The organism is Solimonas variicoloris DSM 15731, assembly GCF_000382285.1.
GTDB classification, from domain to species: domain Bacteria; phylum Pseudomonadota; class Gammaproteobacteria; order Nevskiales; family Nevskiaceae; genus Solimonas; species Solimonas variicoloris.
On sequence record NZ_KB907928.1, the window covers coordinates 119,770 to 142,384 of the forward strand.

The 22,615-nt window shown below is 70.0% G+C and carries 21 protein-coding genes and 1 pseudogene; 9 read left to right on the forward strand and 13 right to left on the reverse strand.

All coding sequences use genetic code 11. The features are described from left to right. Nucleotides 1–62 precede the first annotated feature (62 nt). Entirely contained in the window at nt 63–881 is an 819-nt protein-coding gene (locus H149_RS0106825; protein WP_051101813.1) for a dienelactone hydrolase family protein, read from the reverse strand. 37 nt (nt 882–918) lie between these two features. Next, nucleotides 919–1,479: an NADPH-dependent FMN reductase gene (locus H149_RS0106830; protein WP_026352939.1), complete on the reverse strand. Its 561-nt coding sequence runs from the start codon at nt 1,477–1,479 to the stop codon at nt 919–921. 125 nt (nt 1,480–1,604) lie between these two features. Here H149_RS0106830 and H149_RS0106835 point away from each other — a divergent pair, with 125 nt between their 5' ends. Further along, nucleotides 1,605–1,811: a SlyX family protein gene (locus H149_RS0106835; RefSeq protein ID WP_020649001.1), complete on the forward strand. Its 207-nt coding sequence runs from the start codon at nt 1,605–1,607 to the stop codon at nt 1,809–1,811. Between the two features lie 8 nt (nt 1,812–1,819). On the opposite strand, the gene H149_RS0106840 is transcribed toward H149_RS0106835, so the two are convergent. Both H149_RS0106840 and H149_RS20065 read right to left on the reverse strand, forming a co-directional pair. Beyond that, entirely contained in the window at nt 1,820–2,335 is a 516-nt protein-coding gene (locus H149_RS0106840) for a DUF3016 domain-containing protein (protein ID WP_026352940.1), read from the reverse strand. Nucleotides 2,336–2,399: 64 nt separating this feature from the next. Next, nucleotides 2,400–3,437: a GNAT family N-acetyltransferase gene (locus H149_RS20065; protein WP_169518320.1), complete on the reverse strand. Its 1,038-nt coding sequence runs from the start codon at nt 3,435–3,437 to the stop codon at nt 2,400–2,402. A 99-nt stretch (nt 3,438–3,536) separates the two neighbouring features. On the opposite strand from H149_RS20065, the gene msrA reads away from it, so the two are divergent. Next, nucleotides 3,537–4,157, forward strand: a complete 621-nt coding sequence (gene msrA, locus H149_RS0106850) for a peptide-methionine (S)-S-oxide reductase MsrA (RefSeq protein ID WP_020649004.1) — start codon at nt 3,537–3,539, stop codon at nt 4,155–4,157. Between the two features lie 164 nt (nt 4,158–4,321). Then, nucleotides 4,322–5,026, forward strand: a complete 705-nt coding sequence (locus H149_RS0106855) for a hemerythrin domain-containing protein (protein WP_020649005.1) — start codon at nt 4,322–4,324, stop codon at nt 5,024–5,026. Nucleotides 5,027–5,058: 32 nt separating this feature from the next. On the opposite strand, the gene H149_RS0106860 is transcribed toward H149_RS0106855, so the two are convergent. From H149_RS0106860 to H149_RS24340, 7 genes and pseudogenes are all read right to left on the reverse strand, one after another. After that, the gene (locus H149_RS0106860; RefSeq protein WP_020649006.1) at nt 5,059–6,408 is read right to left on the reverse strand and encodes a GAF domain-containing protein; all 1,350 of its coding nucleotides are present in this window, start codon (nt 6,406–6,408) and stop codon (nt 5,059–5,061) included. Then, complete coding sequence (locus tag H149_RS20070) at nt 6,405–6,902, reverse strand: hypothetical protein (protein WP_039748394.1); 498 nt, start codon at nt 6,900–6,902, stop codon at nt 6,405–6,407. Before H149_RS20070 ends, H149_RS0106860 begins: the two co-directional genes overlap by 4 nt. Nucleotides 6,903–7,284: 382 nt before the next feature. Then, a complete protein-coding gene (locus tag H149_RS0106870) occupies nt 7,285–8,334 on the reverse strand; it encodes an NAD(P)-dependent alcohol dehydrogenase (RefSeq protein WP_020649008.1) in 1,050 nt (349 codons plus the stop codon). Nucleotides 8,335–8,460: 126 nt separating this feature from the next. Then, the gene (locus H149_RS0106875; protein WP_020649009.1) at nt 8,461–9,639 is read right to left on the reverse strand and encodes a BaiN/RdsA family NAD(P)/FAD-dependent oxidoreductase; all 1,179 of its coding nucleotides are present in this window, start codon (nt 9,637–9,639) and stop codon (nt 8,461–8,463) included. 51 nt (nt 9,640–9,690) lie between these two features. Continuing rightward, a complete protein-coding gene (locus H149_RS20075) occupies nt 9,691–11,952 on the reverse strand; it encodes a DEAD/DEAH box helicase (RefSeq protein WP_083930874.1) in 2,262 nt (753 codons plus the stop codon). Nucleotides 11,953–12,090: 138 nt separating this feature from the next. Continuing rightward, on the reverse strand, nt 12,091–12,813 hold the full coding sequence (locus H149_RS24335; protein ID WP_026352942.1) for a pseudouridine synthase: 723 nt from the start codon (nt 12,811–12,813) through the stop codon (nt 12,091–12,093). 62 nt (nt 12,814–12,875) lie between these two features. Beyond that, nucleotides 12,876–13,224 (reverse strand): annotated as a pseudogene (locus H149_RS24340) (DUF72 domain-containing protein); the annotation flags it as partial. Between the two features lie 89 nt (nt 13,225–13,313). Here H149_RS24340 and H149_RS0106890 point away from each other — a divergent pair. After that, nucleotides 13,314–14,354 (forward strand): lysylphosphatidylglycerol synthase transmembrane domain-containing protein, encoded by a 1,041-nt coding sequence (locus H149_RS0106890; protein WP_026352943.1) that lies wholly within the window; start codon nt 13,314–13,316, stop codon nt 14,352–14,354. On the opposite strand, the gene H149_RS0106895 is transcribed toward H149_RS0106890, so the two are convergent. Next, on the reverse strand, nt 14,335–15,702 hold the full coding sequence (locus tag H149_RS0106895) for a cytochrome P450 (RefSeq protein WP_020649013.1): 1,368 nt from the start codon (nt 15,700–15,702) through the stop codon (nt 14,335–14,337). The two genes, H149_RS0106890 and H149_RS0106895, sit on opposite strands and share 20 nt — an antisense overlap. Nucleotides 15,703–15,853: 151 nt before the next feature. Here H149_RS0106895 and H149_RS20080 point away from each other — a divergent pair, with 151 nt between their 5' ends. The 3 genes from H149_RS20080 to H149_RS0106910 all read left to right on the forward strand — a co-directional run bounded on the left by H149_RS20080 (nt 15,854) and on the right by H149_RS0106910 (nt 18,114). After that, complete coding sequence (locus H149_RS20080) at nt 15,854–16,675, forward strand: DUF3014 domain-containing protein (protein ID WP_020649014.1); 822 nt, start codon at nt 15,854–15,856, stop codon at nt 16,673–16,675. A gap of 75 nt (nt 16,676–16,750) precedes the next feature. Then, nucleotides 16,751–17,161, forward strand: a complete 411-nt coding sequence (locus H149_RS0106905; RefSeq protein WP_020649015.1) for a DUF6491 family protein — start codon at nt 16,751–16,753, stop codon at nt 17,159–17,161. A 41-nt stretch (nt 17,162–17,202) separates the two neighbouring features. Beyond that, complete coding sequence (locus H149_RS0106910) at nt 17,203–18,114, forward strand: 2-hydroxyacid dehydrogenase (protein WP_020649016.1); 912 nt, start codon at nt 17,203–17,205, stop codon at nt 18,112–18,114. A 41-nt stretch (nt 18,115–18,155) separates the two neighbouring features. Here H149_RS0106910 and H149_RS0106915 read toward each other — a convergent pair whose 3' ends face one another. Further along, entirely contained in the window at nt 18,156–18,488 is a 333-nt protein-coding gene (locus H149_RS0106915; RefSeq protein WP_020649017.1) for a hypothetical protein, read from the reverse strand. 307 nt (nt 18,489–18,795) lie between these two features. Here H149_RS0106915 and H149_RS0106920 point away from each other — a divergent pair, with 307 nt between their 5' ends. Then, nucleotides 18,796–20,964, forward strand: a complete 2,169-nt coding sequence (locus tag H149_RS0106920; RefSeq protein WP_083930857.1) for a TIM-barrel domain-containing protein — start codon at nt 18,796–18,798, stop codon at nt 20,962–20,964. After that, complete coding sequence (locus tag H149_RS0106925; protein WP_020649019.1) at nt 20,961–22,406, forward strand: purple acid phosphatase family protein; 1,446 nt, start codon at nt 20,961–20,963, stop codon at nt 22,404–22,406. The genes H149_RS0106920 and H149_RS0106925 overlap by 4 nt, the downstream gene beginning before the upstream one ends. Nucleotides 22,407–22,615 lie beyond the last annotated feature (209 nt).

Here is a 22,615-nt window from a genome sequence, read left to right on the forward strand (position 1 = left end):
AAGGCCGGTCGGATGACCGGCCTTCGTCGTTGCGGGCGCGGCGCTTGCCGCCGCAGCGTCTGTCAGCCCGGGACGCCGGCCGCGAAGGCTTCGGCCAGGAAGTCGCGCATCAGCGCGAAGGCGCGGCGCGCGGTCTTGGCGTCGTACATCGACTGGCCCGGCTGATTGGCTTTCTTGTCGGTGAACGAATGCACGGCGCCGCCGAAGTGCACCAGCTCCCAGTCGACGCCGCTGCTGCGCATTTCGACGAGGAACGGTTCGATCTGATCGGCCGGCACATAGGGATCGGCGTCGCCATGCAGCGCCAGGATGCGGGTGCGGAACTTCAGGTTCCGGTCCGGTGCCGCGATCGCGAGGTTGCCGTGGAACGACACCGTCGCTGCCAGCGGTTCGCCGGTACGGGCCAGTTCCAGCGCCGTGCCGCCGCCGAAGCAGAAGCCGATGATGGCGACCTTGCTGGTATCGGCGATCCGCGCCTCGCCGGCGTAGCGGACGGCCTCGTCTTTCGCGGCCTTGGCGCGGCGGCGCAACTCGGGGCGATCGCTGTACAGCGCACGCACCGCCTGGCCGGCGGCCGCGGCGTCGGCCGGCTGGCGGTCGCGGCCGTACATGTCGGCGACGAACACGACGTAGTCGCGCGCGGCGATTTCGCGCGCCTGCTCGCGGTTGTCGGCGTTCGTGCCGAGCCAGTTCGGCACCATCACGACGAGCGGCAGCGGCTGCTTCACGGCGTCGTCGTAATAGACGTAGCCGCGATACTCGCCATCGCCGATCTTGTAGTCGACGATCTTCTCCACGCTGCGTGCCGCCACCGGCATGCTCAGCGCAGCGAACGTCAGGGCGCCGGCGGCGGCGAGCAGGGTTGTCATCTTCGTTCTCATCGGGACTCCTCCATGGTTCTTCGTGTCAATGCGCGCGTCAGCGACGATGCCAGAGCGCCCACTCGCGCAGCGCGAGCAGGAACTTGCCGAGCAGCTCGCGGGTCGGTTCGTGCACGAGCTGGCCGCTCGCGTCAAAGCGCTCCGGCGCGTGGCCGATCATCACCTCCGGCTTGTTGAGAAAGCGCAGATCCAGATACACGCCGATCTGCCGCAGGTGATATTGCGCACGTGCCGTGCCGAGCATCCCGGAACTGGCGCCGATGATCGCCGCCGGCTTGCCGGCGAACGGATTCGGCTGCAAGCGCGATACCCAGTCGATCGCGTTCTTCAGCGTGCCGGGCACCGAGTAGTTGTACTCCGGCATCGCGAACAGCAGAGCGTCGGCTTCCGCGATCTGCCGCGCCAGCCGCAGCACCGCTTCGGGATAACCCTCAGCCTGGCGGTCGGCATCATAGAGCGGGACGTCGGCGATGCTGCCGATGTCGATCTGCATGTCTTCCGGGGCCAGCGCCTGGCAGGCGCGCAGCGCGGCGGTGTTGTAGGAGGCCCGGCGGAGACTGCCCGATAGGGCGAGACCTTCAGTGCGTGTGACACGGATTCGATTCCTCTTGGATGACGACCGATCCCAGACCCCGCGCGCATGGTAGCGAAGCATCACGCGCCGCGGTGCGCACGCGTGCCGCCGCGATGCGACAATGCCGCGGCCGCCATGAGTACGCACCGATGAACGACGACCGGCTGATCGATCTCGAGACCCGCCTGACTTATCAGGAGGCGCTGCTGCACGATCTCAACGCGGTGGTGGTCGCGCAGCAGCAGCGCATCACCGAGCTGGAGACGCTGGGTCGCCAGCTGCTGGACCGCGTCGTGCGCCTCGGCCAGGACATCGACAAGGGTTCGGCGGCGGACGAGATTCCGCCGCACTACTGACGCCGCCGTCAGCGCGCCGGGTTCCTGCGCGTGAACGTCTTCGCGAACCAGGCGTCGAGCATGTCCTTCTCGTAGCGCAGCGGCTCGCTCGAGCGGCGCAGGCTGCTGTTCGCCAGGTAGCTCATGTCGCTGAGGCTGGCGTCGCTGTCGGCCAGCGTGCGACCGTCCTGCTGCAGCGTGTAATGCAGGTCGATGCGCGGCCAGTCGACGTCGCGCATGATGCGAATGCGATCGTTGCCGCCGGGCTGCGGATCGAAGCGGCCGGCGAGGTCGATGTCGGTGATGGTGATCTGCAGCGTCTCGCCGGCCGGCAGCTTCTTCGCGCCGAGCTGCTCGAGATGCGCTTTCAGCGCATCCAGCACCTGGGGACTGGTGCGCGAGCCGATGCCTTCGGTGCCGGCGTCGGTGAACTTGTCCGGTTTCTTGAAGCTGACCGTGGTGTTGCCGGCTGGCGGCGCAGCGGCTGGCGGGGCAGCGATCGCTGTGCCGGCGACCAGCAGCAGCAACAGGGCGGGAGCACGCATGACGGAACTCCAGGCTGGGTGAACGCGGCTAGTGTGCGCCGGACGCCGGGCGGTCGCCACACGGTCAGGCGCCTTGCCCCTGCTGCGCGGCGACCCAGTGTTCGAGGCGCTGCCGCTCGTCGGTGAAGGCGCGCCCGATCGCGTCGTGCAGGCCGTCGTGCGCGAACCAGTGCGCCGAGTAGGCCAGCTCGGCGGCGAAGCCACGCGCCAGCTTGTGCTCGCCCTGCACGCCGGCGTCGAAGTGCGGCAGTCCGCGCGCCAGGCAGCGCTCGATGCCCTGGTAGTAGCAGAGTTCGAAGTGCAGCGCGTCGACCGGCATCGCCGCGCCCCAGTGCCGGCCGTAGAGCGTGTCGCCGTCCTCGAAGAAGAAGGCCATCGCCAGCAGGCGCGGGCCGTGGCGGGCGAGGCAGAACGACATGCGCACGCCGAACGCGTCCGCCCAGCGGCGCAGGCAGTCGAGATTGAGGTACGGTTCCTGGCCGCGCTGCGCATAGGTGCCGGCATACAGCGCGTAGACCTGCGGCCATTCCGTGTCCGACAGCTCGGCGCCGCTGCGCCACTCGATCGTCAGCTCCGTCAGCTTGCGGCGTTCGGCGCGGATGTTCTTGCGCTTCTTGCCCGGCAGGCGGGCGAGAAAGGTGTCGAAGTCGGCGGCGCCGTCGGCATGCCAGACGTAGCGCGGCTGGGCGCGGCCGATCCAGCCGTCGGCGGCCAGCAGCGCCAGCTCCTCGCGCGGCAGGAACAGCACGTGCGCGCCCGAGCCGGCGCGGCCGGCCTGTTCGCGCAGCGTCGCGCCGAGCGCGCGCCGGCCGGCGTCGTCCGCGGCGAGCAGGCGCGGGCCCGGCACCGGCGTGAACGGCACGCAGGCGACCTGCTTCGGGTAATAGCGCAGCCCCATCTGGCGATAGACGCGCGCGATCTCGAAGTCGAAGACGAACTCGCCCCAGGAATGGCTCTTTTCGTAGCACCAGACGCGGCCGGCGCCGGTCTCGACGTGGCGCGGCGTCCAGCCGGTCTCCGGTGTCGCGCAGCCGCTGTCCTCGAGCGCGGCGATGTAGGCCGGATCGGTGAACAGCGTAGCGGGCGGCGGGCGGGATGGCACGGCTGCGATCATTGTGGCGCAAATATCCGTCCCCATCTTCACGAACCCGGCCGGCGCAGGCGCTATCGTGTGGCCGGTCCCCGCACTCGGAGCAGGCAAATGATCGGCAGTCTTTTCGGCGGCAGTCTCAAGATCAGTCCCAAGGACGTTCCGGCCGCGGCCTACGATCCGCCGGAAAGCGGCGCGCCGAAGCTTGCGGTACTGGCCGGCGGCTGCTTCTGGTGCGTCGAGGCGGTCTATCGCGAGCTCGACGGCGTGCTGGCAGTGACCTCCGGCTACGCCGGCGGCAGCGCGCAGACGGCCGACTACAAGGCGGTCTGCAGCGGCGATACCGGCCATGCCGAAGTCGTGCAGATTGCCTACGATCCGGCGCGGACCAGCTTCGGCAAGCTGCTGAAGATCTTCTTCGCGGTCGCCCACGATCCGACCCAGCTGAACCGCCAGGGCAACGACGTCGGTACGCAATACCGTTCGGCGATCTTCTACGCCGACGCCCAGCAGAAGCAGGTCGCCGAGGCTTACATCGCCCAGCTCGACGCGGCCGGCATCTACAAGGCGAAGATCGTGACCCGGCTCGAGCCGCTGCAGGCCTTCTTCGAGGCCGAGGCCTACCACCAGAACTACGCGGCGCTGCATCCGGATCAGCCCTACATCGCCGCGATCGCGCTGCCCAAGGTCGACAAGCTGCGCGCCTACTTCGGCGAAGACCTCAAGGTCTAGCCGCGCTGAGGGCGAACCGCCGGCTGCGTCACAGTGCGCGGCCGGCTTAAGGATTCTTTATGGTTTTCTTAATCAAGAAATAAGAACGCCGGCGTTCCCGCTTGCCTACAGTGACGGCCATCCGGAGCAAGGCCTCCGCCCCAACCACGAGCCGGGAACCGACCATGCAGCACAGTGAACAGACCATCGCGCGCTACGACATCTACGCGCGCATCCACAAGGCCATCCGCGCGATGATGAGCGAGACGCTGACGGCGGTCGGGCGCTGCGACTGGCTCGATCGCGATGAATGCGCGCAGACGCTGGCACAGCTTCGCGATCTCGCCGACTTCTGCTTCGCGCACCTGACGCACGAGAATCAGTTCCTGCATCCGGCGATGGAAGCGCGTGCGCCGACGACGTCGATGGCGGTCGCGCACGAACACGTCGAGCACGAGACGGCGATCAAGCGCCTGCGCACGCAGGCCGCCGCCGTCGAGATGCTGAACGGCGATGCGCGCCTGGCTGCCGGCGATGCGCTGTACCGCATGCTCGCCGCCTTCGTCGGCGAGAATTTCCTGCACATGCACGACGAGGAGACGCGCCACAACGCCGTGCTGTGGGCGACCCATAGCGACGCGGAGATCGCCGGCATCGAACAGGCGCTGGTCCGTTCGCTGGCCCCGGGAGAGAACCAGCAGTCGATGCGCTGGATGATTCCGTCGCTGACGCATCACGAGCGCGTCGCGCTGTTCGCCGGCATGCGCGAGCATGCGCCGGCGCCGGTGTTCGAAGGCACGCTGGCGATGGCGCGCGGTCTGCTGCCGGCCGCCGACTGGAACAAGCTCGATGCGGCGCTGCAGCTCGGCGTGCAGGCTAACGCCGCCTGAGACGGCGTCCACGCGACTGCGGCGAGATTTCCTCAGGCCACTTCGATGAGGCGCAGCGGCCGGCCGACCTGCAGGCGGAAGCGGCCGCGGCCGGTCTTCTCGATGCGCAGGCAGTCGCTGCGCTCGGCCAGGCGCCGGGCGAGCAGCACGAGGCGCGCCTCGAGGTTGTCGGCGATTTCCGGCAGGCGCAGCGAGGGATCGAGGCGCAGCTCGCGATTGCTGAAATCGGCGCGCCCGTCCCGCTGCCAGCTGCCGAGCAGCTTCCAGATGATGGCGCCGGCAACGCCCTTGATCAGGTAGTCGTCGTCGAGGAACACGCTGTCGTCGCCGCGGTAGCGGCGTACCGTCAGCGGCGCGCCGGCGGACGCCGGCGCCGGTGCCGCGGCCAGGCCGCGTTCGTCGGCGACCGCTTCGGCGTCGTCCTGCTGGGCCGCCCGCTGCGCCTGTTCGAGCGCGAGCCCGAGCTGCGCGGCGAGCGCCATCAGCGCGTCCTCGTCGTCGTAGCCGAAGCGACGCTGCTGCGGGCTCTCGGCGTAGAGCGCGCCGAGCACTTCGCCGCCGTGCACGATCGGCACCGCGAGCTGGCTCTCGGCGTCGGCGAGCCCGGGAAAGGCGATCTCGGTCGGCGCCGGCGGCAGGCCGCTGCCCTGCGCGGCGGCGCGCACGTAGCTGTACTCGGAAGTGGCGTAATTGATGCGGATCGGGATGTTGTGCGCGGCGGCGACGCCGATCACGCCGTCGCCGAGCGCGATCTCCGCGCCGACGCCGGACTCGGCATAGCCGCGGCTGGCGATCGCGTAGAGCCGGCCGCGGCCGACGTCCAACATCAGCAGCAAGGCATGGCGGATGTCGAAGTGGCGCTCGAGCGCATCGAGGGCGGCGTCGAGCAGCGCCTCGAAGCCGCCGTTGCACGACGCGATCGCGGTCGACGCGGCGCGCAGCGCGGCAAGTGGCTTGCGGCCCGGGGGCCGAGGCAGCGGCGCCAGACCGGGCACGGCCTCGATCTCGCGCACGCGGTAGACGTCGGCGCCGCGCAGGCGGAACACCGCAGCCATGCTGCTGTGCGAGGCGATGCCGGCGAGTCGCGCCTTCATGCGCTCGAACAGCGGTCCCTCGGATTCGGTGCGCAGATAGTCCAGCGTCAGACGATAGCTGGCGCCGGTCTGCGAGTCGGTCGCGTAGAGCACGGCCTCGCGCCGGCACAGGACGTTCTCGCGGGTCTTGTTGAAGAACTGGAAGCTGAGCGCCAGATGCGCGGCGTCGACATACTCGGCGTGCGAGACGAGCGTGACGTTGGGCACGCCGTCGACCGAGATGGTGGCGATCGCGCAGGGAATCGCGCTGTCGAGGCATTCGCGGACGGCGTCGAGATCGGGCTTCACGGCGTCTGATCGGCAATGCGCTGGCCGGCCTGCGGCCCCGGCGTCTGTTCGAAAGCGGTGTGCGGAACGAATGCGATCGCAGCGAGCGGCGCCGGCGTGCCGCCGATGATGATTCGCACCAGCGGCCGGCTGAAGCCCATCGGCGCGATCATCGCCGCGAAGGTCTCGAAATGCCGTTCGGCGAGTGCCGCCGTCTCGGTCGGCGGCAGCGCGACGCGCACCGCATGGCCCTTGAGCTGCAGCGTCTGGTGCGTCTCGGGGGCATTGATGACGACCGCTAGGTCCGGATGGCTGTCGAGATCGCCCAGGAGTTGCGCGGCCTGTTCGGAGTGCACGACCAGCAGCAGCCCGCGGCGGTCGTCGGCGACGCGCACGCCGAGCGCGCGCGCCAGCGTCGGCCGCATCTGGCCGTCGCGGCTGGCGGCATAGATCGAGCGCGGCCCGGCGATGAACGCGGCCTGCTCGACCGTCAGTGTGGTGACAGGTTTGCCCATGCCGCGGATCATAGCGGCGTCGGCGCGCCACCGGCGTCATGACGGCCTTACAAATCCCTCACAAATGGCGGAGACCGGGTGCCGGATCTCGATCGCCAGCGTCGCCAGCCGCACCAGCCGCGCAGGCGCAGCTCGGCGCGGTCGAGGAAGCCGGCGAAGGTGCGCGCCTCGCCGGCGGCGATCAGCGAGCCCGGCCCGGGCGCCGGCATCAGGATCACGCCGACGGTGATCCGCCCGCCGCCGCCCGCCAGCAGCAGCGGCCGCTGGCAGCGGTCACGGCGATGCTGCTGGCGGCGGGCGTGGTAGCGGGCAAAGCGTTCGCCGGGCGGCGCTTCGCGGAGGATCGTCCAGTGCTGCCTGATCCGCCCGCGCGCCAGACCGGTCAGGCGGCGAGCGTGGCGTTGTCGATGACGAAGCGGTACTTCACATCGCTCTTGAGCATGCGTTCGTAGGCCTCGTTGATCCTGGCGATCGGAATCAGCTCGATGTCGGAGACGATGCCGTGTTCGGCGCAGAAATCCAGCATTTCCTGCGTTTCGCGAATGCCGCCGATCAGCGAGCCGCCGAGCTTGCGGCGCGAGAAGATCAGGTGCTGGAACTGCAGCGTCGGCGGCGTGTCCGGCACGCCGACCAGCGCCATCTCGCCGTCGCGCTTGAGCAGCGCGAGGTAGGCGTTGATGTCATGCGGCGCCGAGACCGTGTCGAGGATGAAGTCGAAGCTCTTCACGTGCGCTTTCATCTGCGCCTTGTCCTTCGACACCACGACTTCGCTGGCGCCGAGGCGCTTGGCGTCCTCGGCCTTGCCGGGTGAGGTCGTGAACAGCACGACGTGGGCGCCGAACGCGTGCGCGAACTTCACCGCCATGTGGCCGAGGCCGCCGAGACCGACGACGCCGACCTTCTGGCCGGGGCCGACCTTCCAGTGGCGCAGCGGCGAGTACGTGGTGATGCCGGCGCACAGCAGCGGCGCGGTGGCGGCAAGATCCAGCTTCGGCGAGATGTGCAGCGTGAAGGCCTCGTCGACGACGATGTGGTTCGAATAGCCGCCGTAGGTCGGCGTCTGGCCGTCGCGCTCCAGCGCGTTGTAGGTGCCGGTGAAGCCGTTCTCGCAGTACTGTTCGAGGCCTTCGCCGCAGGCCGGGCAGGTCCGGCAGGAGTCGACCATGCAGCCGACGCCGGCGAGGTCGCCGACCTTGAAGCCCTGCACGTGCGCCCCGACCTCGACGACGCGGCCGACGATCTCGTGGCCCGGCACCATCGGAAAGAGGCCGTGGCCCCATTCGTCGCGCACCTGATGCAGGTCGGAATGGCAGACGCCGCAGTAGGCGATCTCGATGCGCACGTCGTGCGGACCGGGCGTGCGGCGCTCGAAGCGGAATGGCCCGAGCGGGCTCTTGGCGGCGGGGGCGGCGTAACCGAGGGCGGCGGTCATGGGAAGGCTCCTTGGGCGGAAGTCGGGAGGCCGCATCATGCCGCACGATGATGAACGCCGGGAAAATCGCGGCGGATCAGGCAAGGCCGGCCGTGGTTTGGGCAGGCCGGATGCGGGTGCCGGGCCCTACACGACTTCGCCGGCGGCGTGGCCGGAGGCCCAGGCCCACTGGAAGTTGTAGCCGCCGAGCCAGCCGGTGACGTCGACGACCTCGCCGACGAAGTACAGGTCCGGCACCTTGCGCGACGCCATCGTCGCCGACGACAGCTCGTGCGTGTCGACACCGCCGAGCGTGACCTCGGCGGTGCGGTAGCCCTCGGTGCCGCTGGCGACGATCGGCCAGTCGTGCAGCCGGGCCGCCAGCTCCTTCAGCTCCTGCATCCGGAACTGTTTCAGCGGCCGGCTCGGCAGCCAGCGCTCGCAAAGCCGCTGCGCGAAGCGCGACGGCAGGATGCCGGCGAGCGCGGTGCGCAGTTCGGCGTTCGGATGCGTGTGCTGCTGCTCGCTCAGGTAGTCGAGCGCGTCGAGGTTCGGCAGCCAGTCGACGCGCAGTTCGTCCTTCGGCTGCCAGTACGAGGAGATCTGCAGGATCGCTGGCCCGGACAGGCCGCGATGCGTGAACAGCAGGCCGGCGCGAAAGGCCTGTCCGTTGGCGCGCGTCTCGACCGGCAGGGCGATGCCGGCCAGCGGCGCGAAATCGTCGAGCGGCGCGCCCGACAGCGTCAGCGGCACCAGGCCCGCGCGTGTCGGCAATACCGTGTGCCCGAACTGGCGCGCGAGCTGGTAGCCGTAGCCGCTGGCGCCCAGGCTCGGGATCGACAGGCCGCCGCTGGCGACCACCAGCGAGCCGCAGCTCAGCTCGCCGAGCGCACTGGTGCGCAGGCGGAAGCCGTCCGCGCCGCGCTCGACCTGTTCGACGCTGCAGTTGACCGCGATCTGCACCGCCGCCGCCGCGCATTCGTCGAGCAGCAGGCGCACGATCTGCTTCGAGGACTCGTCGCAGAACAGCTGGCCGAGTTCCTTCTCATGCCAGGCGATGCCGTGCCGCTCGACCAGGCCGATGAAATGCGCCGGCGTGTAGCGGGCCAGCGCCGACTTGCAGAAGTGCGGATTGGCCGACAGATAGTTGCGGGCGCCGACTTCGAGATTGGTGAAATTGCAGCGCCCGCCGCCGGACATCAGGATCTTCTTGCCGACGCGGTTGGCGTGCTCGATCACCAGCACCCGCCGGCCACGCTGGCCGGCGGTCGCCGCGCACATCAGGCCGGCGGCGCCGCCGCCGATGACGATGACGTCGTAGTGCATGGCTTCAGCGCGGCGCGGTGCGCGCGCGACGGCCGCGGCTCACGAAGCGCCCTAGTAGCGCTTGGTCTTGCCGCCGGGCTTGCCCTTGCCGCCGGCGAAGCCGCTCTTGAAGCCGCCGGGACCCTTGCGCGGTCCGGCCGGACGCGAGTCGCCGTCGGCGGCCCGCGACTTGAAGGGGCGCGGCCCCTCGCTGCGCGCGCCGAAGCTCTTCTTCTCGAAGCCGGGCTTGGCGTAGCTCTTCTTCGCGAACGGCTTGCTGTCGAGGCTCAGCGTGTCGGTGCTCTTCCTAGCGAAGGTCTTTTTCTCGAAGCCCGGCTTTTCGGCGCCCGGCTGCTCGAACGTCCTTCTGTCGCGGCCCTCGTCGTGGAAGGGCTTCTTCTCGAACGGCTTCTTGCCGAAGCCGCGGCTCTCGCCGGCCTCGAAGCGCGGCTTGGACGCCTTCTTGCCGGCAAACGGATGGCTGCCCGCCGCTTCGGCACCGCCTTCGGCCGCCGGCGCCTCGCTGGCGCGCGTGATCTGCAGCTGCCGACCGCAGACCCATGCCTTCTGCAGATCGCGGAAGATGTTGTTCGGCATGCCCTGCGGCAGGTCGACGAGACTGTAATCGTCGAAGATCTCGACGCGGCCGATGTACTGGCTGTCGAGGCCGGCTTCGTTGGCGATGGCGCCGACGATGTTGCCGGGCTTGACCTGGTGCGCGTGACCGACCGCGATGCGGAAGGTCTCCATGCCTTCTTCGGGCGCGCCGCGCGGCGGCCGCGCCGGGCGGCGTTCGCGCACCTCGCGCTCCGGGCGCTCGGAACGCGGCGCGCGTTCGCCGTGCCCGGCCGTTTCCGCCGCCTCGGCTTCGGGACGGCGGAAGGCGGCGGGCGCGTAGTCCTCGCGCGCCGGCCGTGCCGTGTCGCGGCGGCGGGTGTCGTGCGCGAAAGGATTCACGTCGGCACGCGCGGCGGCCTCGCGATGCGGCGCCGGCTTGTCGCCGGCCGGTGCGCTGAGCAGCAGCGGCGTGTCGCCCTGCAGCAGGCGGCCGAGCGCGGCGGCGATGTCGAGCGCCGGTACGCCGTGCTCCTGTTCGTACTCGGCGACCAGCTGACGGAACGGTTCCAGGCCACCGGCGCCGAGTGCCTCGCCGATGCGTTCCTTGAACTTGGCGAGGCGCTGCGCGTTGACGTCCTCGACGCTCGGCAGCTCCATCGGCGTCACCGGCTGCTTCGAGGTGCGCTCGATCAGGCGCAGCAGATGACGTTCGCGCGGCGCGACGAACAGGATCGCCTCGCCCGAGCGTCCGGCGCGGCCGGTGCGGCCGATGCGGTGCACGTAGGATTCCGGATCGGTCGGAATGTCGTAGTTGACGACATGGCTGATGCGCTCGACGTCGATGCCGCGTGCGGCGATGTCGGTGGCGACGACGATGTCGATTTCGCCGCCCTTGAGCCTGGCGATCACCCGCTCGCGCGCCTTCTGCTCCATGTCGCCGTTCAGCGCCGCGGCGCTGAAGCCGCGCGCCGCCAGCTTGTCGGCGAGCTCGACGGTCTCGGCCTTGGTGCGCACGAAGATGATCATGCCGTCGAACGGCTCGGCTTCGAGGATGCGCGTCAGCGCGTCGAGCTTGTGCAGGCCGACCGCCAGCCAGTAACGCTGCCGCACGTTGGTCGCGGTCGTGGTCTTGGCGGCGATGCGCACCTCGACCGGCTCGTTCAGATAGGTCTGCGCGATGCGGCGGATCGGCGGCGGCATGGTCGCCGAGAACAGTGCGACCTGGCGCGAGTCCGGCGTCGCCTGCAGGATCGCCTCGATGTCTTCGACGAAGCCCATCTTCAGCATCTCGTCGGCCTCGTCGAGCACGAGGTAGCGGACCTGCGAGAGGTCCAGCGTGCCGCGCTTGAGATGGTCGAGCACGCGGCCCGGCGTGCCGACGACGACGTGCACGCCGCGGCGCAGCGCCGCGAGCTGCGGGCCATAGGCCTGGCCACCGTAGATCGGCAGCACATGGAAGCCCGGCAGGTTCGCCGCGTAGCGCTGGAAGGCTTCGGCGACCTGGATCGCCAGCTCGCGCGTCGGTGCCAGCACCAGGGCCTGCGGCGCGCGCTGGCCCCAGTCGAGGCGCGACAGGATCGGCAGCGCGAACGCCGCGGTCTTGCCGGTGCCGGTCTGCGCCATGCCGAGCACGTCATGGCCGTCGAGCAGATGCGGGATCGTCTGCGCCTGGATCGGCGAAGGCGTTTCGTAGCCGACCGCCTCCAGCGCGGCAACGACTTCGGGGGCGAGCGCCAGATCGCGGAACGTGAGCGGGGCGACGGCTTCGTCGGACATCGGCATAACCTCGGTGGCCAGTGCTGCGGCCGGCTGACTGCGGCGGCGCGAAGTTGCGCCGATCCCGCGAAGGCGGCTAGGGCCCGCCAAAAGGGCGGCGATTCTACTCGCTTGCGGCCCGTAAAGCCCGTCCGGACCTCACCAGATCGTGCGCCCGGGCAACAATCCGCGCAATTCGGCTTCGCTCAGATCGCGCCACTGGCCGGTCTTGAGGGCGCCGAGGCGGACGTTGACGATGCGCACGCGCTGCAGGCGCCGGACCTTGCAGCCGAACACTTCGCACATGCGGCGGATCTGCCGGTTCAGCCCCTGCGTGAGCACGATGCGGAAGGTGTTGCCGGCGATCTTCTCGACGCGGCAGCGCTTGGTCGTCGCGTTCAGCTCCGGCAGATGCACGCCGCCGGCCATGCCGGCGATGAATTCCGGCGTCACCGGGCGGTCGATGGTGACCAGGTATTCCTTCTCGTGGTTGTTCTCGGAGCGCAGGATCTCGTTGACGATGTCGCCGTTGCTGGTCAGCAGGATCAGGCCGTCGGAGTCCTTGTCGAGGCGGCCGATCGGGAAGATGCGCTGCGGGTGGCCGATGAAATCGATGATGTTGCCGGCGACGTGGCGCTCGGTCGTGCAGGTGATGCCGACCGGCTTGTTCAGCGCGATGTAGACACGGCGCGTCGTGTGCTCGGCGCCGCGCACGCGGCCCTGCACCGGCCTGCCGTCGACGCGCACCTCGTCGGCCTCGCCGACCTGCTGGCCGAGCTCGACCGGCTTGCCGTTGATCGTCACGCGGCCGGCCGCGATCAGCGCGTCGGCCTCGCGCCGCGAGCACAGTCCGGTTTCGCTGATGTACTTGTTGAGGCGCACGCTGCCGGCCGCATGAAGAACCGGCGCGCATGCTAAGTCGCAATCCGGCGGCCCGCCAGCCGGCGTGCGCTCGGCGGCAGCTGCCAGAGGAAGGGGCCGAGCTTCTCGCGCAGATTGAAGCCCCCCCGACGCGAGAAAGTTCGCGAGCGCCTGCCGGCCGTCGCGCAGGCGCGGCCGATGGCTGATGAAGCGGCTGCCCTCGACCGCGAACACGAAGCCCGGCGGCGTCTGCGCGGACCGACCGGCGTAGTACGCGGGCCGCTGCAGCGAATGGAACGAGCCGTTCAGTTCGATGCCGCCGAACTGCCGCGACGCGTATGCGAGCTCCTCGGCCTGCGGCAGCGCCGCCGGGTAGAAGACGCCGCGCCAGGGCGGGTAGCGCCAGCCCGAAATGCCGATGATGATCTTCATGCCGGTGTAGAGCCGTGGCCGGGCCATGCGCTTCCGCGCCGCGCCAGGGCGCCGGCGATTTCAGCCGCCGTTCACCGCGCGGCGCCAGCATGGAAAGGTCTTCGCACGCCGCTCCGCGCATGGACGATCACGGCCACCGAGGTTTCGCGCAACACCCGCACTGGCGACGGCTCGGCCAGCTGCTGACGCTTGTGTTTTTCGCGCTCGTCGTCGGGATGATCGCGACGCGCGCCCGCACCATCGCCTGGGATCAGGTCGGTGAGTCGCTGCGCGGCATGCCGGTGTCGACGCTGCTCGCGGCGGCGGGCCTGGCGCTTGCGAGCTATGCGATCTACGCCGCCTTTGACTGGTTCGCGCGCAGCTATCTGCCCGACACGCTCGGCGCACGCATGTCACGTCCGCGCCAGTTCGCGATCGCCTGGGTCAGCTATGCCTTCAATCTCAATCTGGGCTCGCTGATCGGCAGCGTCGGCTTTCGCTACCGGCTGTACTCGCGTTCGGGCGTCGAGGCGCAGACCATCGCGCGGATCATCGCGCTGAGTCTGGTGACGAACTGGAGCGGATACTTCCTGCTCGGCGGCACCGTGTTCGCGCTGCGCTGCGTGCGACTGCCGGAGGGCTGGGAGCTCGGCACCACCGGCCTGCAGCTGCTCGGCGTCGGCATGCTGGCGCTGCTGAGCGCATACGTCGCGCTCTGCGCGCGCTGGCACGACCGCACGCTGTCGCTGCGCGGGCACGAGTTCCGGCTGCCGACGCTGCGGCTGGCCTGCGCGCAGATCACGCTGTCGTCGCTGAACTGGCTGGCGATCGCCACCACGATCTGGGTGCTGCTGCCGGAGCATGTCGGCTTCGCGGCGGTGCTGTCGGTGTTCCTGCTCAGCAGCGTCGCCGGCGCGGTGACGCACGTGCCGGGCGGCATCGGCGTACTCGAGGCGGTGTTCTTCGCACTGCTCGGCAGCCGCGTCGCCGAGCACGATCTGCTTGCGGCCTTGCTGGCGTTCCGCGGCGTCTATTACATCGGGCCGCTGGCGCCTGGCTTTCTGCTCTATCTGTGGATCGAGCTGCGCGGCCGGCGCGGCAGCGCGCGCCGCTTGCGCACGCCGCGCCGGCTCAGTGGCGCAGGCCCTTGACGCGCACCTTGAAGTCCATGGCCGGGCCGGGCGTCGGCGCGGTCTTGGTCTTCAGCACGTAGCCCGGCGGGTCGAGCTCGAGATCGAGCTTGTAGAACAGGCGCGCCATCGACAGCGCGATCTGGATTTCGGCGAGGCTCTTGCCCAGGCAGGTGTGCGGACCGCGGCCGTACGGCGAGTAGACGCCGGGCTGCATGTGCTCGGCGCGCGGCTTGGCGTAGCGGTCGATGTCGAACTTCTCCGGATCCGGCCAGTACTCGCCCATGAAGTGCGGGACCGAAGTGCCGACGTAGATCATCTCGCCGGCGCGGATCTGGTGGCCGGCGAAGACGAAGTCGCGGGTCGCGGTGCGCATCTGCGCGACGGCGATCGGATACAGGCGCATGGTTTCCATGATCGCGCCCTGCAGCGACGGAATGCGCTTGAGCAGATCCTCTTCCTCGATCGTGCCTCCGGCGAACAGCGCGTCGACCTCGGCCTGCACGCGCGCGAGCACGTCCGGGTGCTTGAGCACGGTGTAGACGATCGCCGCCGTGGTGTTGGCGACGGTGTCGAGGCCGGCCACGTAGGGGCCGGTCAGCGTCACGATCAGATCCGAGGCCGGCATTACCTCGGGCGTGTCGAGATGCGCCTGCATGACGTCGTCGATCAGGTTGCGCTCCTCGTCCTTGATCTTGCCGACGCGCGCCTTGGCGGCGGCGATCATCTTCTCGCCGAGTTCGTAGACGCGCGCCTTGGCCTTTTTGTACTGCGGCCGCTTGAGCAGGATCTTCGGCCGCTGGCGCGTCACCAGCACGTTGAGGATGTGCAGGATGGTGATGCGGATGTCCTTGACGTATTCGAGCGGTGCGGCGCCGGTCAGGATGGTGCCGAGCTGGTCGACGACCATGTACTGCATCGCCTCGACCACCGGCACCTTCTTGCCGACCGGCCAGTCGCGCTGCAGCGAGCCGTCGGTGATCGCGATCAGTTCGTTGTAGCGGCCCTGGATCGATTCCTTCGAGTAGCCGTGGCGCATGACGTCGCGCAGCTTCTTGTGCGCCTCGCCGTCGGTGCCGGGCAGCACCTGGGTCGCGCCGTATTCCTCGACCAGGCCCTGCCAGAACTCCTTCGAGCGCAGGCATTCCTTGCCTTCGCGCGTGCCCATGAAATTGGCGGCTTCGACGCCGGCGATCAGCACGTACGGCTGGCCGAGCACCTTCATGCGCACCACCGGCCCGAAGCGGCGATAGCAGTCGAGGAAGAATTTGGCCGGGTCCCGGGCCATCGGGATCAGGCTGCCGATCAGCGGCAGGCCGCGCAGCGTCGGCGTTGCGCGCATGTCGAGCGTGGGATGGACGGTGCTCACGGGACTTCCTGTCGGCAGGCGGCATCGGGCGCCGCGGATCGGGCTCTTGTAGCAAAGGGTCGCCGGGCTCAACTCATCCGAGCGGGGGAGGCGGTGGGCCGTCGCGCGCGGACGTGGGACACTCGATGCTCCACGGATCGGAAGGAGCGCCATGAGCCAGGCCCGCAGCATCCTGATCGCGGTCGTCGTCGCCGCCGGTGTCGGCGGCATTCTCTGGTACCACTACGGGCGCGATCGGCTGCCGGACGAAGCGCTGTCGTCGATCGTGCCGGAACCTGCGGCCACGCCGCCGTCGGCCCCGGCGGAAGCGGCACCGGCCTACCGCGTACCCGACCCCGGCGCGACGGCGCCCGGCTTCGTGCTGCCCGAGCTGGCCGGCAGCGACGGCGCCGTGCGCGGCGAACTGGAAGGCCTCGTCGGTCGCCAGCCGCTCGAGGCCTGGCTGATTCCGAACCAGATCGTGCGCCGCTGGGTGGTGTTCATCGACAACCTCGACCGCGACGGCGTGCCGCTGCCGCAGCGCCCGGCGCGCCACGTCGCCGGCGTGCCGATCGTCGAGCAGCGCGACGGCCGGCTCGTGCTCGGCGCCGCCAACGCGCAGCGCTACGCGGCGCTGATGACGCTGGTGCGCAGCGTCGACCCCGAGCGTCTGGTGGGTTTCTATTTCCGTTACTACCCGCTGTTCCAGCGCGCCTACGGCGAGCTGGGCTACGGCCAGCGCGACTTCAACACGCGCCTGCTCGAAGTCCTCGATCATCTGCTGGCGACGCCGAGCGTCGACGGGCCGATCGCGCTGACGCAGCCGAAGGTGCTCTACCAGTACGCCGATCCGCAGCTCGAGGCGCTGTCGTTCGGCCAGAAGGCGATCATTCGCCTCGGCCCCGACAACGAAACACTGGTCAAGGCCAAGCTGCGGCAGATTCGCGCGGCGATCGTCGCGCGGGCGCTGCCCGCCGATGCGCCGTCCCGCTGAGGCGCTGGTCAGCGGCGCCGGCCAATGGCAAAGTCCGGGGCGTTGCCGCGCCCCCCGCGCGGCCGGAGTTTCGCCATGCAGCGCATCCGCCTGAAGGCCGCCGTCGTGGCCGGCATCGTTGCCGTCCTGCTCGGGGCCTGCGCCTCCAGTCCGCCCGGACAGAAGCCGAAGACGCTCGAGCAGAAGCTCGGCGACAAGGGCTACGCACTCGGCAAGCCGGTCGACCGCATCATCAACTGGACCATCGACGGCTGGGGCTACATCGACGACGAGCACGTCGTTTTCAGCGCCGGCCTCAGTCGCGACTATCTCGTCACCGTGCTCGGGCCGTGCAATGACCTGTCTTCGGCGACGGCGATCGGCTTCACCGCGATGGGCGGCGAAGTCACGCGCTTCGACAAGCTGATCACGCGCAACATGGGGTTCTCGCAACAGTGCCCGATCCGCGAGCTGCACGAGCTCAAGCGTCTCAAGAAGAAGGACTAGCGACCGGCGCGCGGCCGCGCGTCCTGCAGGTCGGCCGCCTGATGCGGTCGCTGGAGGCGGCGCTCGACGCCGAGTTCGATCTGGCGCCGCTGTGGCGGCAGGCCGACGCCGACGCTTTCCTCGCCGCGCAGGGCGCCGGCTTCGTCGGGCTGGTCACCTCGGTCTGGGGGCCGGTCGACGCGGCGCTGCTGGCGCGCCTGCCGAACCTGCGCGTCATCGCGAACTTCGGCGTCGGCTACGACGCGCTCGACGTCGCCGCGATCCGCGCCCGCGGCATCGTGTTCAGCAACACGCCGGATGTGCTCACCGACTGCACGGCCGACCTCGCCTGGGCGGCGCTGCTCGATGTCGCGCGCGGCGTTTCGGCCGCCGAGCGCTTCGTGCGCCGCGGCGACTGGGCCGCCGGCCGCCGGTTTCCGCTGCAGACGCGCGTCAGCGGCAAGCGGCTCGGCATCGTCGGACTCGGCCGCATCGGCCGTGCGATCGCGCGGCGCGGCGAGGGTTTCGGCATGCGCATCGCCTACCACGGCCGCCGGCCGCAGGCCGACGTGCCGTATGCCTATCACGCGACGCCGCAGGCGCTGGCCGCGGACAGTGATTTCCTCGTGATCGCCGCGGCCGGCGGTGCGCAGACCCGGCATCTGGTGTCGCGCGAGGTGATCGCCGCATTGCCGCCGCAGGCCTTCCTCGTCAACGTCGCGCGTGGCAGCGTCGTCGACGAAGCCGCGCTGGTCGCGGCCCTCGTCGAACGCCGCATCGCCGGCGCCGCGCTCGATGTCTATGCGCACGAGCCGCAGGTGCCTGAGGCCCTGCTGGCGCTCGACAACGTCGTGCTGCTGCCGCACATCGGCAGCGCCACGCGCGAGACGCGGCAGGCGATGGCCGATCTGACGATCGCCAATCTGCGTGCGTATTTCCGCGACGGACGACTGCTGACGCCGGTCACGGACTAGACGCGCTTGACGGGCGCGGGCCTGTGCTTTGCGGCGCTGCCTTACTTTTCCTTCGGCTGGTCATCGCGGGCCTTCGCGACGAGATCCAGCAGCTCCTTCGCCGAAGGCGGCGGGTCTTCGGCATGGCCGCCGTATCCGGAGGCGCCGTCGCGGCGCGTGAAATGCCCGGTGACGAGGAGCGCCATGACCAGCGCGAAGGTCACGCCAACGACGTAGCTGGCGCTTGCGCCGCCACTCTTTTTGTACACGTGCCAGCCGATGAGCGCGGCGCTGGCGATCAGCGAGAACACGATCGCGGCCGCCCCGTACGGCGCGCCGCGGAGGCGGCCGTTCCTGGCCGCCAGCCGGTCCTGGCGCGGTTCGTGGTCGTTCACGGGCCCTCCTGCTGATCGCGCGCCGATGCCGGCGGCGCAGCGCAGCGTACGCTGCCGGACGCGAGCGGTGTAGTCCCTCGAGTGGCTCGACCGCAGGTCGAAGAGGTGTCGGCCACGCGGCGCCGATATCACGAGCGGCGGCTGGTAAATCGGGCCCTGTCGCCGGCGCCGCGTAGCGGTTTCACGATTCCTTCACGCCACTGCAAAGGAGGTTCGTTGCAATCGCGGCGGCGGCCATGGTGTCGCGCTTGCGTTCCGGCCGGCGCCTTTTCACGAGCGGGCCGGCGGTCTATCGGGGATCTCGTTCATGTCATCTTCGCGTCCGTCGCCGTTGCTGGCCGGCGTCCTTCTCCCGTTCGTGCTCGTCGCCTGCGGCGGGGCGTCCGGCGACCGCGGCGGCGCATCGCCGCTGACGCTGCAGGAAAGCGCGACGCAGTACGCGATCGGCGACGGCCGCAGCGTCGTCGAGCTGGACCGTGCGCAGTGGCGGCTGCGCTGGCGCGACGCGGACGGCGCGGAGCTGACGGTCGATGCGGCGCCGTCGGGCGTGATGAGCAATCCGGACTACGCACGCTTCAACGACAAGCAGGACGGCATCGACAAGGCCTATCCGGGCCTGCCGACGATCACCGACCAGCCGTTCGCCTATCTGGCGGGCGAGACCTGGCATGCGGCGCTGCGGCCGACGGCGGTGACGCTGCAGGGGCGCGAGGCGATCGTCGCGGTGCAGACCGACGACGGCGCCGGCGCGACGCTGACGCTGCGCTTCGCCGACGACGGCACGCTGCGTTTGCGCTACGCGCCGCAGGCGGCCGGCGTCACCGCCGTGTCGACGGTCTGGCAGGCGGACGAGGGCGATTCCTGGTTCGGCGGCGGCCAGCGTTTTTCCGGCTTCAATCTGCGCAATACGGCACTGCCGCTGTGGATCAGCCACGGTCCGGGCGCCAACCGCGAAGGCTCGACCAACGAGATCGCCGCGCCGTTCTTCTGGTGCCCCTGCGGCTGGGGCGCGGCGCTGGCCTCGGACGCGCGCGGCGAGATCGTCTTCGCGCGCCGCAGCGAGCGCGACGATGCGGTGCGCGCGACGATCGAGGACGACGCGCTCGACCTCGTCTACTACCGCGGCACGCCGGCGCAGATGCTGTCCGCGCACACCGCGCGCGTCGGCCGTCCGCAGTGGACGCCGCCCGACTGGATGTGGCGGCCGATGGTCTGGCAGGACTCGGACACCAGCACCGAGAGCGTGCGCAAGCTGGTCGACGGCATGATCGAGCGCGACATCCCGCTCGGCGCGGTCTGGCTCGACAACCCCTGGGACGCCGGCAAGGCGAGCTTCGATTTCGATCCGGCGCGCTTCGACGACGCGGACGCGCTGATTCGCGAGGTGCACGATAAGGGCGTGCGCTTCATGGTCTGGCTGTCGCCATTCGTGTCGGGCGACGCGCAGACGCTGGCGACGCAGAACGGCTGGACGGTCACCGGCACGCGCGCCGACGGCAACGACGCGACCTACTACCCGACGCGCGGCATCGACACGCATCTGGATTTCACCAACGCCGCCGCCTACGCCTGGTGGCGCGACGGTCTGCGCCGGCTGATCGCGCGCGGCGTCGACGGCGTCAAGGTCGACCGCGGCGAGGAAGACCTCTCCGACGATTCGGTCTGGGCCAACGGCCTGCCGAACCGGCTCAATCACAACGCCTACGTCGGGCTTTATCACAAGGCGATCTACGACGCCTTCGCCGCCGCGCGTCCGTCCGGCGATTTCGCGATCTTCGCGCGCGGCGGCTGGAACGGTTCGGCGCAATGGGCCGGCCACTGGGCGGCCGACAACACCAGCCTGCTCGGCGAGCTGGGGCTGACGCAGGCGCTGCGCTCGCTGCTGTCGCTGTCGGTGTCGGGCTTCGCGTTCAACGGTTCGGACATCGGCGGCTATGCCGGCGCGCGCCAGGACCTGGGCGAGGCGGCCGGCGGCATTCCGCTGCTGCCGCCGACCGAGGCGACCTATATCCGCTGGACGCAGCTCGGCGCGCTGTCGCCGATCATGCAGACGCCGGTGCCGCCGTGGTGGGTCAGCGCGCGCGCGGTGACGGTCTACCGCCGCTACGCGACGCTGCATGATCGTCTCGTGCCGTACATCGCCGCCGCCGCGCGGCGCACGATCGCCGACGGCACGCCGATCGTGCGGCCGCTGCCGTACGCGTATCCCGACGATGCCGACGCGGTGGCGGCCGACGACGAATACCTGTTCGGCGACGACCTGCTGGTCGCGCCGGCGACGACGCTGGCCAGCGGCCTGCCGCTGAGCACGCGCCGCGTCTATCTGCCGGCCGGCCGCTGGCGCGACTTCTGGAGCGGCGCGGTCCACGAAGGTCCGCAGACGCGTCTCGAACTGATCGACCTCGAAACCCTGCCTCTTTACGTCCGCGACGGCGCCGAGCTGCCGACGGGCGTCACCGCCGGAGAATTGCCGTGATTACCCGCCGCACCCTGCTCAAGTCCACGCCCGCGCTGCTGCTGCCGCCGCTGTTCGGCGCGCTGCCCGGCTGCGGCGGCAGCGACGGCGACGCCGCCGGTGCCGGCTGCGCGACGCCGGTCTCGACCGCGGGGACGCAGCCGCCGCGCGGCCTGCACGCGAGCTGGACCGGCGATCCGCGCACGACGCGGACGCTGACCTGGTTCACCGACGGCAGCAGCGATCCGGGCAGCGTCATCGAGTACGGCCCGGTCGAGGCCGGCATGAGCGACTGCGAGATCGCCAGCGCGGCGTTTCCGTCGCGCGCCGAAGGCCGCGCACAGGCGACCTACGGCGTCGACGCGCTGACGCACACGGCCACGGCGAGCGGCCTCGATCCGGCCAGGGCGCTGCGCTACCGCGTCGGTTCCGAAGCCGGCGGCTGGTCGGCGGTGCACGTGCTGCCGGCAGCGCCGGCCGAGGGCTTCCGCTTCTGCCACTTCGGCGATCACGCGATGTCCGATGCCAGCCGCGCGGTGGTCGCGCGCGTGCAGCAGCGCGCGCCGGACTTCACGATCATCGCCGGCGATCTGTCGTACGCCAACGGCGAGCAGCCGGTCTGGGATCAGTACTTCGACATGCTCGAGCCGCTCGCCGCGCGCGTGCCGCTGATGACCTGCCCGGGCAATCACGAGGCCAAGGACGGCGGCGGCGACGGTTATCGCACGCGCATGACGCAGCCCGGCCAGAACACCTACTACAGCTTCGACTACGGCAACGTGCACTTCTGCTTCAGCACCGGCGGTTCGCTGGTCGGCGATCTCGCCGATGCGGGGGCGCTGCTCGCCGAGCTGGCGTGGCTGGAGTCGGATCTCGCCGACGCCGCGCGCCGTCGCGCCGCCGGCGCGATCGACTTCATCGTCTTCGTGCAGCACTACACGATCTGGACCAGCTGCGAAGGCCGCGATCCGGCCAACTTCACGCTGGTCGCGCTCGAGGAGAACATCCTGCTGCGGCACGGCGTCGACCTGCTCGCGGTCGGCCACGACCATATCTACGAGCGCTCGCAACCGATGGGCTACGGCCGTCCGCGCGACGGCGGCTACGTGCAGGTCACGCAGGGCGGCGGTGGGCAGTCGCTGTACGAACTGGTCGTCAATCGCTCGGACTGGTCGGCGATCGCCCTGCTGCGGCACGGCTTCACCGAATTCGTCGTCGACGGCACGACCATTCGCGGTACGACCTACGGCGTCGAGAACGACGCGCTCGAAGTGCTGCCCGACGGCGCCGAGCTGCCGGTGCTCGACACCTTCGAGATCCCGGCGCGCAGCACCGCGGCGCGCGCCGCATTCGTCGCCGCCGCCGCCAAATCGCGCGCCGACGCGGACTTCGACCACGAGGCGATGGTCCGCCACACGATCGAGCGCAATCGCCGGCACGATCTCGCCGAAGCCGGCGCCTGATGTTCCGCGAGGAGCGCCGAAGAAGCTTCGGCGCTCCCGACGGCAGCGGTGCATGGACACACCTGCCGTCCGAAGAAGGAGGCGCGTGCGAGCAATGGGCCGAACAAGGTTCGGTGCGTACTCCTGACTTCCACCCAGGCGACGGCAATCCAAGGGTTTTCACCGCAGGCGCTTCGCGGCGCCGGGCATATACTCGTCCGAAAAAAGCG